This window comes from Salinivibrio sp. IB643 (genome assembly GCF_001996105.1).
Lineage (GTDB): Bacteria > Pseudomonadota > Gammaproteobacteria > Enterobacterales > Vibrionaceae > Salinivibrio > Salinivibrio costicola.
The window spans coordinates 88,456-104,750 of sequence record NZ_MUFF01000007.1 but is presented as its reverse complement, the minus strand read 5'-3'; the positions used below and the strand labels follow the sequence as shown (position 1 = coordinate 104,750).

Below are 16,295 nucleotides of genomic sequence, written 5' to 3'. Positions count from 1 at the left end.
GCCTCGCCGCGCCTTATTTCTCCACAATTAACAGGTAACGGATATGGTACGTAAGGGATTAAATAACGCCATTCTCAGTTCTCTGTTGCTGACGAGCTCGTTTGCGATGGCTACCTCTACCGATGACGTGGTGTCAGCGGTAGAAAGTAAAAATAACGCAGGGCAAGCATCGCAACAAAAAATTGATCAATACAGCGAACAAACCGACAGCATGCTGGCCGAGTACAAAGCCGTACTGCGTCAGCTCGATAGCATGCGGGTATATAACAACCAGCTTGAACGAATGGTGAGCTCGCAAAATAACGAGCTCGCGTCATTGGAAAAGCAAATTGACCAAATTGATCAAACCGCGATGGAAATCGTGCCGCTGACACTCAAGATGATTGATTCACTCGATCAGTTTGTGCAGCTCGATTTACCTTTCCAATTAGACGAACGGGAAAAACGGATTGCCAGCCTCCACGAGATGATGGACCGCGCGGATGTCACCACATCAGAAAAATTCCGTCGCGTGCTCGAGGCTTACCAAATTGAAGAGGGCTTCTCACGTAACATTGAGGCCTACAAAGCCAGCATGGCACGTAATGGTGACACCAAAACCTATGACTTTCTTCGCATAGGTCGAACGGCACTGTTCTTCCAATCGCCCGATGGTGCCGAAACCGGCATGTGGAATAAGCAAACTAATCAATGGGAAGCCTTACCCGAAGGCTACAGTGATGCAATTACGCAAGGGCTGCGGATTGCGAAAAAACAAGCGCCACCCGCATTGATCGAGCTACCTGTCTTTACAGGGGAGAAGTAATCATGAAAGGAATCAAGTATCTATTTGCAGGGATTGCCGCGGTCGCGTTATCGCTAAGCCACGTGCAAGCCAATACCTTGGATGAGCTACTCAACCAAGTTAAAAGCGAACGCGTCACCGAATCGCAACAAAACCGCGAACGTGAAGCCGCGTTTTTAGCCGATAAAGACAACCAAGCGGCGCTATTGGCCAAAGCCAAACAAGATCTCGCCTTCGAATCGCAACGAGGTGAAGATCTCAAAGCGACCTTTGATACCAATGACAAAACCCTCACCGAGCTTAGTGAGACCCTGCGCCAACGCTCGGGATCACTCGGTGAGATGTTTGGCGTCGTTCGCCAGTTCTCCGGCGAATTTAACGGCTTATTCAGCGCCTCTCAAAACGCGGTGCAATTTCCTGAGCGGGAAGCACTGCTAACTAAACTTGCTGAAAGTAAAGAGCTGCCGTCGATTACCGAACTCGAGCAGTTTTGGCAGATCATTATGGAGCAGATGATCGTCTCAGGTGACACCTCGACCGTACCGGCCACTGTGGTGTACGGCGAAGGCAGTGAAGCCCAAGATGATGTCACTTTGATTGGTGAGTTTAATGCCATTGCCAATGGTAAATACCTGACTTATGAGCCAGAAACCGGCAAGTTTGAAGAGTTAGCGCGCCAACCCGCAGGTACAATTCTCTCTAATGTTGCCGCGTTTGAATCTGCCTCAAGTGACTATGCCCCCTTACATATCGACCCATCACGCGGGGTGATTCTGTCCTTACTGGTGCAAAGTCCAAACGTTCAAGAACGTATCGATCAAGGCGGGATTGTCGGTTATATCATTCTCGCCATGGGTGCTGTCGGCTTGCTGATTGCCCTGCTCTGCTATCTGCGTCTATCCGTCATTGGTAACAAAATGCGCAAGCAGAAGAAAAGTGAAGAAGCGATTGGTAGCAACCCGCTGGGTGAAGTGATCACGGCCTATAAAGAGCACCAAGGTGCCAGTCTCGAAGATCTAGAAGCCAAACTAGACGAGATCATCATGCGCAATGCTCCAAAAATTGAGCGCTTTATCGGATCGATCAAGTTATTTGCATCGGTGGCACCGCTACTCGGCCTACTCGGTACAGTAATGGGGATGATTGGGACCTTCCAGGCGATCACCCTATTTGGTACGGGCGACCCTAAACTGATGGCTGGCGGCATTTCCGAAGCCTTGGTGACTACCATGCTTGGCCTTGTCGTTGCGATTCCTTTGTTGTTCCTCTACACCTTTGTCCACAGCAAAGGCCGTCGACTGGTTCAAACGCTTGAAGAGCAAAGCGCTGGCTTTATTGCGCGTTACCAGGAAAAGCTTCACACCGCTGAAAGCTAAGGAGATGTCATGCAATGGATACTCTCTGAACTAGAGTCGATTCGACACTTTCTCGGTATGGGCGGCGATGTCCTCGTCGCCATTTTTATCCTGAGTGTCTTTCTATGGTGTGCATTATTGGAGCGTTGGTTTTACTTTATTTTTGTGGCACCACGCGCGGCCAAGTCGGTCGTCACACAGTGGCAACAACGCAAGGACCATAAAAGCTGGGCGTCTAAGCGGATCCGTGAGGAGCTAGTCTCCCAACGTGATATTGAAAACAAGCGCGGACTGCCTATTGTCAAAGTACTGATCGCCATGTGTCCTTTATTGGGCTTACTTGGCACCGTGGTAGGGATGATTCACGTCTTTGATACGTTAGCCGTGGTAGGCACAGGCAGCCCACGAGCAATGGCTTCAGGGATTTCCAAAGCCACTATCCCGACGTTAGCGGGCATGGTTGCCTCTTTATCAGGGCTGTTTTTTAGTACCCGGCTGGATCACCTCGCCAAATTATCCACGCGCAAGCTTGAAGATAAGCTTAAGCATGTTACCTCGTAAAAGGATTTAAGGTAGCGATATGAAACGACGTTATAGCAATGAAGGCAATGAAGAAGCGGCAATCGACATGACTCCCATGTTGGATATCGTTTTTATCATGCTGATCTTTTTTATCGTCACCACCTCATTTGTGAAAGAGGCTGGGATAGACGTCAATCGCCCCAGTGCCAATACCGCACAAACAGTCAGCAAAGGCAACATCATGGTTGCGGTTGGTCCTGCTGGCGATGTATGGGTGGACAAACGCCGCGTCGATGTTGATGCCGTACGCGCCAATATTGAGCGTTTACGAGCGGAGAGCCCAGAGGGCGCGGTTGTTATCCAAGCCGATCAAGAGGCCAGTGCGGGTGTGGTTGTCGATGTGATGGATCAAATTAAGATGGCCGGAGTCGATAGCATCTCGATTGCAGCGAAAAGCAAGGACTAGCGTATGCGTTATTTGGCGTCAATAGTGATCGCGCTGTTCGTCTCGCTGGGGCTTTTTTGGGGCATGGATAAAATTGTCAACAAAGAACGCCATGAGCTAGCTTCTGATGACGATCAGCGAATCATCGAATTTGTACGGATCAAACCCGAAGAAACGGTTAAAGAGAAAAAGCGTGAGCTTCCTAAGCCGAAACCGCCGAAAAAGCCACCACCACCACCGGAAATGAAAGTGACATCAACGGTGAAGCCGCAAATGGACCAGGTAGATTTAGATATGCCTGACCTGGATTTACCCGTCAATGTCAGTGGCGGATCGGTGCTGGGGCATTACAGCCAAGGCGGCGGCGGAGTGAGCGGCAACCAAGGGCCGACACCGCTTGCCACCTTCTTACCGCAAATGCCACGTAAAGCGGCACGCGCTGGGCTAGAAAAAGGCACAGTATTGCTTGAGTTTACGGTGAATGAGCAAGGCGGCGTCGAAAACGTGGCGGTGCTCAAAGAAGATCCGCGCCGCATGGGACTTCGCCGCGCGGCGCAAAAAACCGTTAAGCAATGGCGCTTTMAACCTAAAGTAGTGGACGGCGCCCCCGTTAAAGCTCGACTTTCTCAAGAAATAGAGTTTTCAATTAACTAGGATGGCCATCATGGAAAAAAAACTGACACGGATGTTGGCACTGGCCTTATTTGCCGCCAGTTTATCAAGTGCTAGCTATGGTGCGGATACGCCTGAGCTGTCCGATCGCACGTACCGTACCGTGAACAAAGTACAAAAATACATTGCTAACGAGACGTATCAAGAGGCGAAGCAAGAGCTGGCATCGGCACTCGAGCGTCGCGGTAACAAAAATTATGATCAGGCCGTACTTTTACAACAACTCGGCTATATCTACTCAATGGAAGATAACTATGCCAAAGCGGTCACCTATTTCGCCAAAACGTTAGAGGTTGGCGCCCTGCCCGTCGCGGTCGCGCAGCAAGTGCGGTATAGCTTGGCGCAGCTGTATATGGTGCAAGAGGACTTTGGCAAAACAATCTCACTCATGCGTCAGTGGTTCGAGATACAACTCGCTGAGGGTGAGGAAAAACCCGACGCCATGAGTTATATGACCCTGGCAAGCGCGTACATACAGCAAGAGCAGTTTAAGCAAGCGATTCCCGAGATAAAGCAGGCCATTGCGCTTAGTGATACGCCGAGTGAATCTTGGTATATGATGCTGATGTCGGCCTATTATCAAACCAACGATTTGGCAAACACGGCACAAGTGTTAACGACGCTGACCACAATCAACCCGACGAAAAAGCAATATTGGAAACAACTGTCCGGTATTGAAATGGAAAGGAACGATGAAGCGGCAGCTCTGGCCGCTTTGGAGTCAGCCTATAGCTTGGGGTTACTCGATAAAGAAAAGGAAGTGTTGAGACTGACAGACTTTTTAGCCTACCAGTCGATTCCTTATCGCGCAGCGACAACCCTTGCACAAGCGTTAGACGCTGGCATTGTCGAGCGTACCCATGGTCACTTAAAGAAACTCGCGCAGTATTGGCATCAAGCCAAAGAGTTACCGGAAGCGATCGACGCGTATCGTGCGGCTTATCGCATAGATAATGACCCGAAAACCAAACTAAAGATTGCGCGACTGATGGTACAAGACCAACAGTATCAAGCCGTTATTCCCTTTGCGGACGACAATCAAAATATCGCTGGCGATGTACGCGCAGAGCTCGAGTACTTAAAAGGCATGGCGTATTTTGAGCTTGAGAATCACCAAGCGGCACTGAAAGCGATGAAACAGGCGGCGCAGTCAGAGTCACTCAAACCGATGGCGTCGCCATGGATCGCTTTTTTGAGTAATAGTTAAATCCCACCACTGCCGTTTCGGCTTACGTTGAACCTTTTTCGACGCCGAGCATTTTGTGCTCGGTTTTTTTCTGTGTATTGACACACCCACTGACAATGACGTCGGGAGAATCACGATGACAAATAAAACCAAGTGCCTGTCAGCGGCAGCACTGGCCATGACGGTTGCGAGCGCACACGGGGCTGAGCAAGCGGATCCTTACCTATGGCTTGAGGACGTCGAGAGCAAAGACGCGCTCGAATGGGTCAAAAAACACAATGGCCAAACGGACGCTTATCTGGAAAAAAAATCGCAATATGATGCTTTTTATGACGACAGTTTGGCCGTGCTTAACGCACAAGATCGGCTTGCCTACCCGACACGGCGGGGCACCTTCTACTATAATTTCTGGCAAGACGATACCCATGTTAAGGGCATTTATCGACGCACATCGGCGCAAAGTTATGCACAAAAGGCGCCTGAGTGGGAAACCGTCATTGATATCGATGCTCTGGCACAGCACGAGCAAAAAGATTGGGTGTTAAAAGGGGTCGATTGCTACGCGCCTGACTATCAGCGCTGTATGGTCGCCCTCTCTCTCGGCGGCGCCGATGCGACGGTGAAACGTGAATTCGATATGGTCGACAAGGCATTTGTCCATGATGGCTTTACACTGCCCGAGGCCAAAAGCGGGACCACCTGGCTGGATCACGATCACTTGCTCGTAGCCACTGATTTTGGGCCCGATAGCTTAACGGACTCGGGCTACCCACGCACCATCAAACAATGGCAACGGGGCACGCCGTTATCGGAAGCGACAACCTTGTACCAAGGCGCTACCGACTCGGTATCCGTCAGCACCATGACATTACGTGATAGCCACAGCCGAGTCACCTTGATTGCAGAGGGTATGACCTTTTATTCACAAAAGCTCTTTTGGCTAAACGCAGACGATCTGGTGCCGTTGGCATTACCTGCAGATAGCGAAGTCATGGGTTATTTTGAGGGGCAATTATTTTTCCAGCTTAAATCTGACTATCGCCAAGGTGAACGCACCTTCCCGCAAGGCAGTGTTGTCTATGCCTCAATGACAGAGCTTGCCAAGCCGACCCCGGATTATCAATTACTTGTAAAACCAACGGCGTCTGCCAGTATTGAAGCGCTAGACGTCACGGCCGAGTACCTTGTGGTCAGCTGGCTCAATGATGTTACGTCGCAAATACAGCTATTCCGTCCACAGGATACTGGCCAGTGGCACACTCAGACGGTGGCAATAGAAGATAATGCAACGCTCTCGGTCTTTAATGCGACACCTGAGCACCATGATTTTTTTGTCGACGTAGCCAGCTTTCTGATCCCACCTTCGATTTATCAAGTGACCCCAGAACGCCAAGATCCCCGCGTGATTAAATCGACTAAAGCCAAGTTTAATGCAGACGATCTTCAGGTGACACAGCAGTTTGCAACATCAAAAGATGGCACCGCCATTCCTTATTTTATCGTGGCGAAAAAGTCACTCGACCTGGATCAGTCCCACCCGACATTGTTATATGGTTACGGTGGATTCGAGGTCAGCTTGACACCGCACTACAGCGCGGTAACGGGAAAAAACTGGCTCGAGAAAGGGGGCGTCTATGTCCTCGCCAATATCCGCGGGGGCGGCGAGTATGGGCCTGCTTGGCATCAAGCGGCACTTAAAGATCAACGCCATAAAGCCTATGAAGATTTTGAAGCGGTGGCAGAAGCATTGATCGCGTCAAAAATCACCTCACCAGCCCACCTTGGCATTCAAGGCGGCAGCAACGGCGGGCTTTTGGTCGGCGCAACCGCGATGCGACGGCCCGATCTTTACAACGCGGTCGTGTGCCAAGTCCCCCTATTGGACATGCGCCGCTTTAACCAGTTGTTGGCCGGTGCTAGTTGGATGGCAGAATATGGAAACCCCGATAACGATGCCGATTGGGCATATATTCGTACTTATTCGCCTTATCATAATATTAAAGCTGAAACGGCTTATCCGCGCATATTTTTTACCACATCAACCCGCGATGATCGCGTTCATCCTGGCCATGCGCGCAAAATGGTCGCGAAAATGCAGGAGATGGGGCATGACGTGCTCTATTTTGAAAACATGGAAGGCGGGCATGCAGGCGCATCAAACAATACCACCCGTGCCAAGATGCTCGCGCGGACCTATACATATCTCGCCGACCAGCTTGGCATGGAGTAACTCGCACATGGCGTCCATCAACCATAAGTCCCCCATTTATTAGGGGTTGGTAATTTTTAGCATTCCTCTACAATTGGTGCGACTATGCCGAGCATGCCAATGCTCGGCTTTTTTCACCCTATTAATGTAAAGAGTGCCTGATGGAATCCGTTTCTCGCGCCAAGCGCCTCTTCTCTACCACCCTACCGATGCTGTTTGGTGTGCTGTCGCTGATGAGCTTTCAGTTGGTCGATAGTGCCTTCATTGGTCAATTGGGCGTACTCCCGCTCGCCGCACAAGGTTTCACCTTGCCGATTCAGATGATCATTATCGGGTTGCAAGTTGGCCTCGGCATTGCGACCACAGCGGTGATCTCGCGCGCGCTCGGCGCCGATCAGTGTCGCTATGCCAAGCAATTAGGCGGTCTGATTTTATTTATTGGCACCACAGGCGTGGCATTGTTTGCCGGCTTGCTCTATGCCTTGCGCCATCCGATCTTGCTGTTACTCGATGCGCCGGACAAGGTGTTCCCGGTGATTGATACTTATTGGCAAATTTGGCTCGTCAGTGCCTGGACAGGGGCGGTGCTTTACTTCTTCTATAGCTTGGCTCGCGCTAATGGCAACACAGTGTTGCCCGGCTCCATGATGGTGGTTACCAGCTTATTAAACCTTATCCTCGATCCTATCTTTATTTTTTGGCTCGATTGGGGCATCAATGGCGCGGCGGTGGCCACTCTGATTGCTTTTGGCGTAGGCATTGCCATTGTCGCCCCTCGCGTACTCGGCAAAGGTTGGGTTTCTTTTGACTGGCATGACGTCAACGTTAAGCAAAGTATAGGATCGATTGGTCACATTATGGGGCCAGCGATGATCAGCCAGCTGCTACCACCCGTCTCATCGATGCTGGCGACCAAGTTACTTGCGAGTTTTGGCTCAACCGCGGTCGCCGCTTGGGCATTAGGCTCGCGGTTTGAGTTTTTCGCGATTGTCTCGGTACTGGCATTAACCATGTCGATGCCACCTATGGTGGGTCGTTTGCTGGGTAAAGGCGATTTAACCGAAGTGCGCCATTTGGTCAAGTTAGCGTGTCAGTTTATTCTCGGCTTTCAATTGCTGATCGCCGTGGTCACTTGGCTTGCCGCCGCTCCCCTCGCCGACTTGATGACCAGCGATCAACAAGTTACCGATATCTTGCACACTCATCTTACGCTAGTACCCTTTAGCCTGGGCGCGCTGGGGGTGTGTATGTTGATGGTGTCAATTACCAATGCATTAGGCCGCTCATACACCGCCCTAACCATTTCTGCGCTCCGCCTATTTGCGTTTTTCCTGCCCTGCCTTTGGTTAGGGGCACAAATTGGCGAGCTGTTTGGCCTATTTGCCGGTGCCTTAATCGGTAACCTACTTGCGGGCGCGGTGGCTTATGGCATGTACCGACGTACGCTGGCTAAACTCATGGCGAGCGAGTAGATAGCCAAAACGTTAACCTTGGGGCACCGGCTCAGTTCGCACACAGACACGCCGTCAATCCATCCCTGGAGGCTCCGCCGCGCCATCCATGGCGCGGAGGGTCTGTTTAGCGAAATAAGCCGAACCGAACCCTATCTAGCGTTTGCCCCCAACGAAAAAGCCCGCTAATAACAGGCGGGCTCAAAGGGTAAATACAGTTAACGCGCCGGGTTAATAACCCAGTTGCATTAAGGTTGCTTCAATGTCTTTACCGTCGCTATCCGTTAACGTTTTCACCGCCATATTCGGACGATTGGTAAAGAAGCCATCCACACCGCGATCACGGTAGCGAATCATATCCTCGCGATCATCCAGAGTGTACATGTGCATCAGCAAGCCTTTTTCATGGCTCATGTCCACCATCCAGGTCTTCGCCAGATCCATATAGCTAAATTGGCTTGACCAGGCATCATCGAAGTTGGCTTGGGTACCTGAAGGCCCTACACCGATGGCACCGTTTTGTTTGGCGTAATCGAGCCACTCTGCGTAGTCCGCTTTCGAGGCTACTTCCTGACGCGCGTAGTACTGGGCGTAAGATTCGTCATCCGCTTTCGGTGCGCTATCTTTGGTCGGAATATAGCCATCACCTGCCCATAGCAGCAAGATTTTTGGCACATTCGGCATCACATCTTGCAGTGCTTCAAGGCTCGATTTATTGAAGGTTTGCAGGATCACTTTGCCCTTGGCGTCCTTATCTAGCCAACCGTGTTGGGTTAAATCTTGTTTCAAATCCTCTTCAATGCCAGGGAAGAATTCAGGCACCTTGGTCTCGATGTAAAGCCCTGGCTGATGGGCGCAGCCTTCGGCGATTTCTCGAACCTGGTCAAGTGTCACCAACTTCAAGCCACGAAAGCTTTCGCGTGCGCGTTCGGGATAGGCTTGGTTATACCAGCTACCGGCATCCAGTTTTTCCAGCTCTGCCCACGTAAAGGTGTTAACCGGATCGTCAGCACGCTCAGGATAGACGGTCTCAATATTGGTGTTGCGCTTGAGGTTATCGTCATGCACGGCGATCAGTTTGCCGTCTTTTGTGCGCTGCAGGTCCAGCTCGAGGTAATCCGCGCCCACTTCACACGCAAGCTGATAGGCTGGCAACGTGGATTCTGGCGCGTTGTAGGAATCACCACGGTGGGCAATGACCGCGTGATCGACCATGCCAAGTTGTTCGCTCAACGCAGTGTCACTGGCTTGGGCAAAAGAGGAAAAAGAAAAGGCACTGGCGACACTGAGCGCGGCAACGGTCACGCTCATATTTTTTTTCGATGAGGTATTCAACGGGTACTCCTTACTGTCGTTGAAAAAATAGGCGATAATTAAACATGTGTTCAATTACCAAGACAGCATAGCAAAACCTTAATTTAAAGAGAAAAAGCATTGCTGATAATACCAAGTCACGCTACTCCCCTCCGAGATTGCAACTAATCCCGTTCAAATTGCGACAGGTTCGTGCTACCCTGCGCGCCTCCCACGGGAGACAAACATCTATTCGTCGATCGACTCCCATACGCATACGCTGTACTGCGGATGGGCATCAGCCAGTGAAAGTGATCAATCCATGAGCCAAGGTACGCTTTACATTGTTTCCGCCCCGAGTGGCGCGGGCAAATCTAGCCTGATTTCAGCGCTACTGAATGATAACCCTCGCTATGACATGAAAGTGTCAGTATCGCACACCACCCGCGCCATGCGCCCGGGAGAAGAAGATGGCGTGCATTATCACTTTGTTGAGGTAGAAGCATTTAAGGCCTTAATCGACCAAGGTGCTTTTTTAGAGCATGCAGAGGTATTCGGCAATTATTACGGCACGTCCAGGGTCTGGATTGAAAAAATGCTTAACAATGGCGTCGATATTTTTCTTGATATCGATTGGCAAGGTGCTGAGCAAATTCGTCAGCAAATGCCCGCAAGTAAGAGTATTTTTATTTTGCCGCCAAGCCGTGAAGAGCTAGAACGACGCTTGACAACGCGTGGCCAAGACAGTGATGAGGTCATTGCCACACGCATGCAAGAGGCACGTTCGGAAATCTCTCACTATGCTGATTATGATTACCTGATTATTAATGATGACTTTGACGTCGCATTAATGGATATTAAGGCCATCGTCCGTGCAGAGCGGATGGGGCAAACCAAGCAAGCCAGCAAATATCATACAATGATCGACGACCTGCTGGCCGACTAACCCAAATATTGAGACGTGGCCGCATTGCAGCACAAAGCTAGCAATAGGTCGCGGCCTTTTGTATACTTTTCGGTCATTTTTAATGACCTGTTTATTACATAGCTGGAGTCCTTCATGGCACGCGTAACTGTTCAAGACGCCGTTGAAAAAATTGGTAACCGTTTCGATCTCGTTCTGGTTGCGGCTCGCCGCGCCCGCCAAATGCAAACCGGTGGTAAAGACGCCTTAGTCGCAGAAGAAAACGACAAGTACACTGTGCTCTCTCTACGCGAAGTAGAAGAAGGACTGATTAACAAAGAAGTACTCGACGCCCGCGAGCGTCAAGAGAAGCAAGAGCAAGAAGCCGCCGAAATGGCAGCGGTTAGCACCATTTCTGGTCAACGTTAAACGCGTCATTTATCAGGGACAGGCCGTTTGTATCTATTTGATAGCCTGAAAGAAGTTGCTAGTCAATATTTGCCGGAGTCACAGCTTGAAGCGCTCCGGCAAGCTTACCTAGTAGCACGGGATGCCCATGACGGGCAGACTCGTTCAACGGGCGAACCTTACATCATTCACCCCATTGCGGTAGCACGGATCCTGGCAGAAATGCGTTTGGATTGTGAAACCCTCATGGCGGCGTTATTGCACGATGTCATTGAAGACACCGAGGTGACCAAAGACGATCTGCAGCAGCGCTTTGGTGATGTGGTGGCTGAACTGGTTGACGGCGTGTCTAAGCTCGACAAGCTCAAATTCCGTGATCGCAAAGAAGCCCAAGCCGAGAACTTTCGCAAAATGGTCATGGCCATGGCGCATGACATTCGCGTTATTTTGATCAAACTCGGCGATCGTACCCATAACATGCGCACACTGGGCGCCCTACGTCCGGATAAAAAGCGTCGTATTGCCCGCGAAACCCTAGAGATTTTTGCCCCACTCGCTCATCGTTTAGGTATCCATAATATAAAAGTCGAGCTCGAAGAGCTGGGCTTTGAAGCCCTCTACCCCAATCGCTATCGCGTGCTCAAAAAAGTGATTGCGCAAGCTCGGGGAAACCGCAAAGAGATGATTCAAAAAATCCATGCGGAAATCGAAGGGCGACTTGAAGATGCTGGCATTGAGGCCCGTGTACTGGGCCGAGAAAAAAATCTCTATTCCATCTACAACAAGATGAGAAACAAAGAGCAGCGTTTCCATACCATCATGGATTTGTATGCGTTTCGGGTGATCGTGCGCGATCTCGATACCTGTTATCGGGTGCTGGGGCAAATGCACAGCCTGTATAAGCCTCGCCCTAGCCGCGTCAAAGATTATATCGCCGTTCCCAAAGCGAACGGCTATCAATCACTGCATACGTCGATGATCGGCCCCCACGGTGTCCCGGTTGAAGTGCAGATTCGTACCGAAGATATGGATCAAATGGCGGATAAAGGGGTCGCGGCGCACTGGGCTTATAAAAACGGCTCCGATCGTCCATCAGGGACCACCGCGCAAAAACGGGCGCAACGATGGATGCAAAACATTATCGAGCTGCAACAAAGTGCCGGGAGCTCCTTTGAGTTCATCGAAAGCGTTAAGTCAGACCTTTTCCCCGATGAGCTTTACGTCTTTACGCCGAAAGGGCGAATTGTCGAGCTGCCGGTCGATGCGACCGCGGTCGATTTTGCCTATGCCGTGCATACGGATGTCGGCAATACTTGTGTCGGTGCGCGAGTTAATCGTCAGCCCTATCCGCTCAGTCAGCCGTTAAAAAACGGCCAGACCGTCGAGATCATCACTGCGCCAGGCGCGCGCCCCAATGCCGCTTGGCTTAACTATGTGGTCACAGCACGGGCGCGTACCAAGATTCGTCAGGTACTGAAAACCATGCGCCGGGAAGAGTCAGTGACCTTAGGCCGCCGCTTGCTCAATCATGCGCTTGGGGAACAAAACTTGCCGGACATCGACGCCGCGCGAGTCGATACCGTGTTAAGCGATCTCAAGCTCAAAACCAGCGACGACTTACTCGCCTCGATTGGTTTAGGTGAACTCATGAGCGTGGTGATAGCACGTCGCTTACTGAATCAAGACCCGGCCGCGCCTACCGAAGGTAAAATGCCGATTCGCGGTGCCGATGGCATTCTAGTGACCTATGCCAACTGTTGTCGCCCCATTCCAGGCGATCCTATCATTGCCCATGTTAGTCCCGGCAAGGGGTTGGTGATTCACCGTGAAACCTGTGCCAATATTCGCGGTCACAGCCAAGAGCCGGATAAGTATATGCCGGTGGAATGGGCGGATGATTTTGAGCAAGAGTTCAGTACCCGCGTCAGAGTCGATATGCAAAACCATCAAGGCGCATTGGCCGATTTAACCAACACCATTGCCTCAACGGGCTCCAATATCCAAGGGCTCTCCACTGAAGAGCGTGATGGTCGCTTGTACACTATCTTTGTTCGATTAACGACCAAAGATCGGGTGCACCTCGCCAACATTATGCGCCGCCTGCGGGTGATGCCCAATGTGGTGAAGGTCAGCCGCCAAAAGAACTGATCGTTGCGATACATTATTATTGTCTGTCGCCCACCCTTTTGGTGGGCGCGTTTGTCTTTCGTCTGTCATTTACGGAATTGAATCATGACACCTGAACGCTTTGAACGCATTCATCAGGTGCTGGCAAAGCGCCAGCCTGATCTCACTGTGTGTATGGAGCAAGTCCACAAGCCCAATAACATTTCTGCCATCATTCGTACTGCCGATGCGGTGGGCATTCATCGTATGCATGCGGTATGGCCAGAAGGCACCAAAATGCGGACCTTAGGCGGTACATCTGCCGGTTCACGCAATTGGATTGACGTGGTCACCCATAACACGACCGCGGATGCTTTTGAGGCCATGCAAGCGCAAGGCATGCAAGTATTGGTCACTAACCTATCGGAAACGGCCATCGACTTTCGTGAGGTTGATTACACCCGACCAACCGCTATTATCCTCGGCCAAGAAAAACATGGCATCAGTCGCGAAGCGCTCGATAAAGCCGATCAAGACATCCTCATTCCAATGGTGGGTATGGTACAGTCGTTGAACGTGTCAGTGGCTAGCGCCTTGATTTTGTACGAAGCGCAACGCCAACGCCAAGCGGCAGGCATGTACCAGTTGGCGAAGACACGCTTGCCCGACGATGAAGTGCATCACATCCTGTTTGAGCGCGGTCATCCGGTGCTCGCCCGCGTGGCCAAGCAAAAGGGGCTGCCTTATCCGCCACTCGATGGCAATGGACAAATTATTGCTGACGAAACATGGTGGGCGAGCATGCAGGCGGCAAAACACGCGCGTTAATCGCTTAGCAAGCTCAACCTGACGGATAAAGAAACGGATGCAATCTTCCATGCTTAGCGCAGTAACCGTCGATACCTTTAAGGGGGTCGGCAGTAAAATGGCTGAAAAGCTGGCTAAAATCGGCCTGCATACGGTGCAGGACGTGTTGTTTCATCTGCCGTATCGCTATGAAGATCGCACCCGAGTGTGGCCAGTTGCCAGTCTATTGCCTGGCCAGCATGCCACCATCGAAGGTGAGATCACCCATAATGACACCGTGTTTGGCCGCCGCCGGATGCTCACAGTTCGGGTGCAAGATGGCAGCGGCGCGTTAACGCTACGCTTTTTCAATTTTAATGCCGCGATGAAAAATAGCTTGGCGGTTGGCAAACAGGTGAAAGCCTATGGCGAACTTAAACGGGGCAAACACGGGCTAGAAATCATTCACCCCGAGTATCAAGTCTTTTCCGAGCCCACCGAGTTGGTGATGGAAGAAACACTGACGCCGGTCTACCCGACCACCGAGGGGCTGCGCCAAGCAACGCTACGTCAGCTCACCGACCAAGCGCTAGCTTTATTAGATAAAAGCGGTGTCGAAGAATTACTCCCTGAAGGCTTGTACGATCGACAGCTGTCTTTGCGTGACGCCTTACATCTATTGCACCGCCCTCCGCCGGAGACGGTACTGGATGATTTATTAACGGGCCAACATCCCGCCCAGCGACGCTTAATCATTGAAGAGCTCCTTGCCCAGCACCTATCGATGCTGTCAGTTCGTCATCACGCACAGCAAGTGAAAGGGGTCGCCCTCGCCCCGAGTCACTCGCTCGGACAACGCCTGTTAGACAATTTGCCCTTCTCTCCCACAGGGGCACAATCACGAGTGGTTAGCGAGATCAGTGCCGATTTAGCCAAACCATTCCCGATGATGCGCTTAGTCCAAGGTGATGTCGGCGCCGGTAAAACCTTGGTCGCCGTACTCGCCGCCTTACAAGCTATCGAACAAGGCCATCAGGTTGCGTTAATGGCACCGACCGAGCTATTGGCCGAGCAACACGCCACCAATTTTGCCCAATGGCTAGAGCCGCTAGGTATCCAAGTCGGCTGGCTTGCCGGTAAATTAAAAGGCAAGGCACGGACACAAACCTTGGCACACATCGCCGACGGCGAGGCGCAAATGGTGGTCGGTACTCATGCGTTATTTCAAGCCAGTGTCCAATTTAAAAGCTTGGCGCTGGTGATCATCGACGAGCAACACCGGTTTGGTGTCCACCAACGGCTTGCCTTGCGTGAAAAAGGCGAGCAACAGGGCGCGCATCCACATCAATTGATCATGACCGCTACGCCTATTCCACGCACCTTGGCGATGACCGCCTATGCCGACTTAGAAACCTCGGTGATTGATGAATTGCCACCAGGACGCACGCCGATTCAAACCGTTGCGGTGCCGGACACGCGCCGTGATGACATTATTGCCCGGGTCAACGCCGCCTGCAGTGATGGTCGGCAAGCCTATTGGGTATGCACATTAATTGAAGAGTCTGACGCTTTAGAGGCGCAAGCCGCTGAAGATACGACTATGGCACTCAAAGAAGCGTTACCGAACCTGACCATTGGCCTGGTTCACGGCCGGATGAAAGCGGCGGAAAAACACGCAGTGATGGATGCCTTTAAGCAAGGCGAGGTGCAGTTATTGGTGGCAACCACTGTCATTGAAGTGGGCGTCGATGTCCCTAACGCCAGCCTAATGATTATCGAAAACCCTGAACGACTCGGGCTGGCACAACTCCACCAGCTACGTGGCCGTGTCGGTCGTGGATCCGTCGCCAGCCATTGTGTGCTGCTTTATCATGCCCCTTTGTCGACAACAGCCACTCAGCGCTTGGGCGTACTGCGAGACAGCAATGACGGCTTTGTCATTGCTCAACGCGATCTCGATATCCGTGGGCCAGGCGAGTTATTGGGCACCCGCCAGACCGGTTTGGCTGAGTTTAAAATTGCCGATTTAGTCCGCGACCAAGCGCTGATCCCCGAGGTACAAAAGCTGGCCAGTCATTTGCACCAGCACTACCCCAAACATGCACAGGCCATCATTCGCCGCTGGTTGGGACATAAAACCCACTACTCCAACGCCTAATGGCCGCTTAACGCGG

Annotated in this window: 14 protein-coding genes; 13 read left to right on the top strand and 1 reads right to left on the bottom strand. The window is 51.5% G+C overall.

The features are described 5' to 3' along the window. Nucleotides 1-43: 43 nt before the first annotated feature. From BZG77_RS05475 to BZG77_RS05440, 8 genes are all read left to right on the top strand, one after another. On the top strand, nt 44-805 hold the full coding sequence (locus BZG77_RS05475) for a DUF3450 domain-containing protein (protein WP_077646496.1): 762 nt from the start codon (nt 44-46) through the stop codon (nt 803-805). 2 nt (nt 806-807) lie between these two features. Further along, a complete protein-coding gene (locus BZG77_RS05470) occupies nt 808-2,160 on the top strand; it encodes a MotA/TolQ/ExbB proton channel family protein (RefSeq protein ID WP_077646495.1) in 1,353 nt (450 codons plus the stop codon). A gap of 9 nt (nt 2,161-2,169) precedes the next feature. Beyond that, nucleotides 2,170-2,700: a MotA/TolQ/ExbB proton channel family protein gene (locus BZG77_RS05465; RefSeq protein ID WP_069361943.1), complete on the top strand. Its 531-nt coding sequence runs from the start codon at nt 2,170-2,172 to the stop codon at nt 2,698-2,700. 19 nt (nt 2,701-2,719) lie between these two features. Then, a complete protein-coding gene (locus BZG77_RS05460) occupies nt 2,720-3,127 on the top strand; it encodes an ExbD/TolR family protein (protein WP_069361944.1) in 408 nt (135 codons plus the stop codon). 3 nt (nt 3,128-3,130) lie between these two features. Next, nucleotides 3,131-3,760, top strand: a complete 630-nt coding sequence (locus BZG77_RS05455; RefSeq protein WP_077646494.1) for an energy transducer TonB — start codon at nt 3,131-3,133, stop codon at nt 3,758-3,760. Between the two features lie 10 nt (nt 3,761-3,770). After that, on the top strand, nt 3,771-4,985 hold the full coding sequence (locus tag BZG77_RS05450) for a tetratricopeptide repeat protein (RefSeq protein WP_077646493.1): 1,215 nt from the start codon (nt 3,771-3,773) through the stop codon (nt 4,983-4,985). A 115-nt stretch (nt 4,986-5,100) separates the two neighbouring features. Next, complete coding sequence (locus BZG77_RS05445; protein ID WP_077646492.1) at nt 5,101-7,194, top strand: prolyl oligopeptidase family serine peptidase; 2,094 nt, start codon at nt 5,101-5,103, stop codon at nt 7,192-7,194. A 140-nt stretch (nt 7,195-7,334) separates the two neighbouring features. Further along, nucleotides 7,335-8,645 (top strand): MATE family efflux transporter, encoded by a 1,311-nt coding sequence (locus BZG77_RS05440; RefSeq protein WP_077646491.1) that lies wholly within the window; start codon nt 7,335-7,337, stop codon nt 8,643-8,645. A gap of 210 nt (nt 8,646-8,855) precedes the next feature. Here the strand turns inward: BZG77_RS05440 and BZG77_RS05435 are convergent, their stop codons facing one another. Beyond that, nucleotides 8,856-9,935, bottom strand: coding sequence for a glycerophosphodiester phosphodiesterase (locus BZG77_RS05435; RefSeq protein WP_077646490.1), 1,080 nt, complete (start codon nt 9,933-9,935; stop codon nt 8,856-8,858). Between the two features lie 304 nt (nt 9,936-10,239). Here BZG77_RS05435 and gmk point away from each other — a divergent pair, with 304 nt between their 5' ends. The 5 genes from gmk (at nt 10,240) to recG (ending at nt 16,279) form a co-directional block, all read left to right on the top strand. Then, nucleotides 10,240-10,863, top strand: coding sequence for a guanylate kinase (gene gmk, locus BZG77_RS05430; protein ID WP_025744374.1), 624 nt, complete (start codon nt 10,240-10,242; stop codon nt 10,861-10,863). 114 nt (nt 10,864-10,977) lie between these two features. Continuing rightward, nucleotides 10,978-11,250, top strand: coding sequence for a DNA-directed RNA polymerase subunit omega (gene rpoZ / locus BZG77_RS05425; protein ID WP_077461490.1), 273 nt, complete (start codon nt 10,978-10,980; stop codon nt 11,248-11,250). 27 nt (nt 11,251-11,277) lie between these two features. Next, nucleotides 11,278-13,377, top strand: coding sequence for a bifunctional GTP diphosphokinase/guanosine-3',5'-bis pyrophosphate 3'-pyrophosphohydrolase (spoT, locus tag BZG77_RS05420; protein ID WP_077646489.1), 2,100 nt, complete (start codon nt 11,278-11,280; stop codon nt 13,375-13,377). A gap of 84 nt (nt 13,378-13,461) precedes the next feature. Then, nucleotides 13,462-14,163 carry a tRNA (guanosine(18)-2'-O)-methyltransferase TrmH gene (gene trmH, locus BZG77_RS05415; protein WP_077646488.1) on the top strand — a complete coding sequence of 234 codons (702 nt, stop codon included), beginning with the start codon at nt 13,462-13,464 and terminating at the stop codon, nt 14,161-14,163. A 37-nt stretch (nt 14,164-14,200) separates the two neighbouring features. Then, entirely contained in the window at nt 14,201-16,279 is a 2,079-nt protein-coding gene (gene recG / locus BZG77_RS05410) for an ATP-dependent DNA helicase RecG (protein ID WP_077646487.1), read from the top strand. Nucleotides 16,280-16,295: the final 16 nt, after the last annotated feature.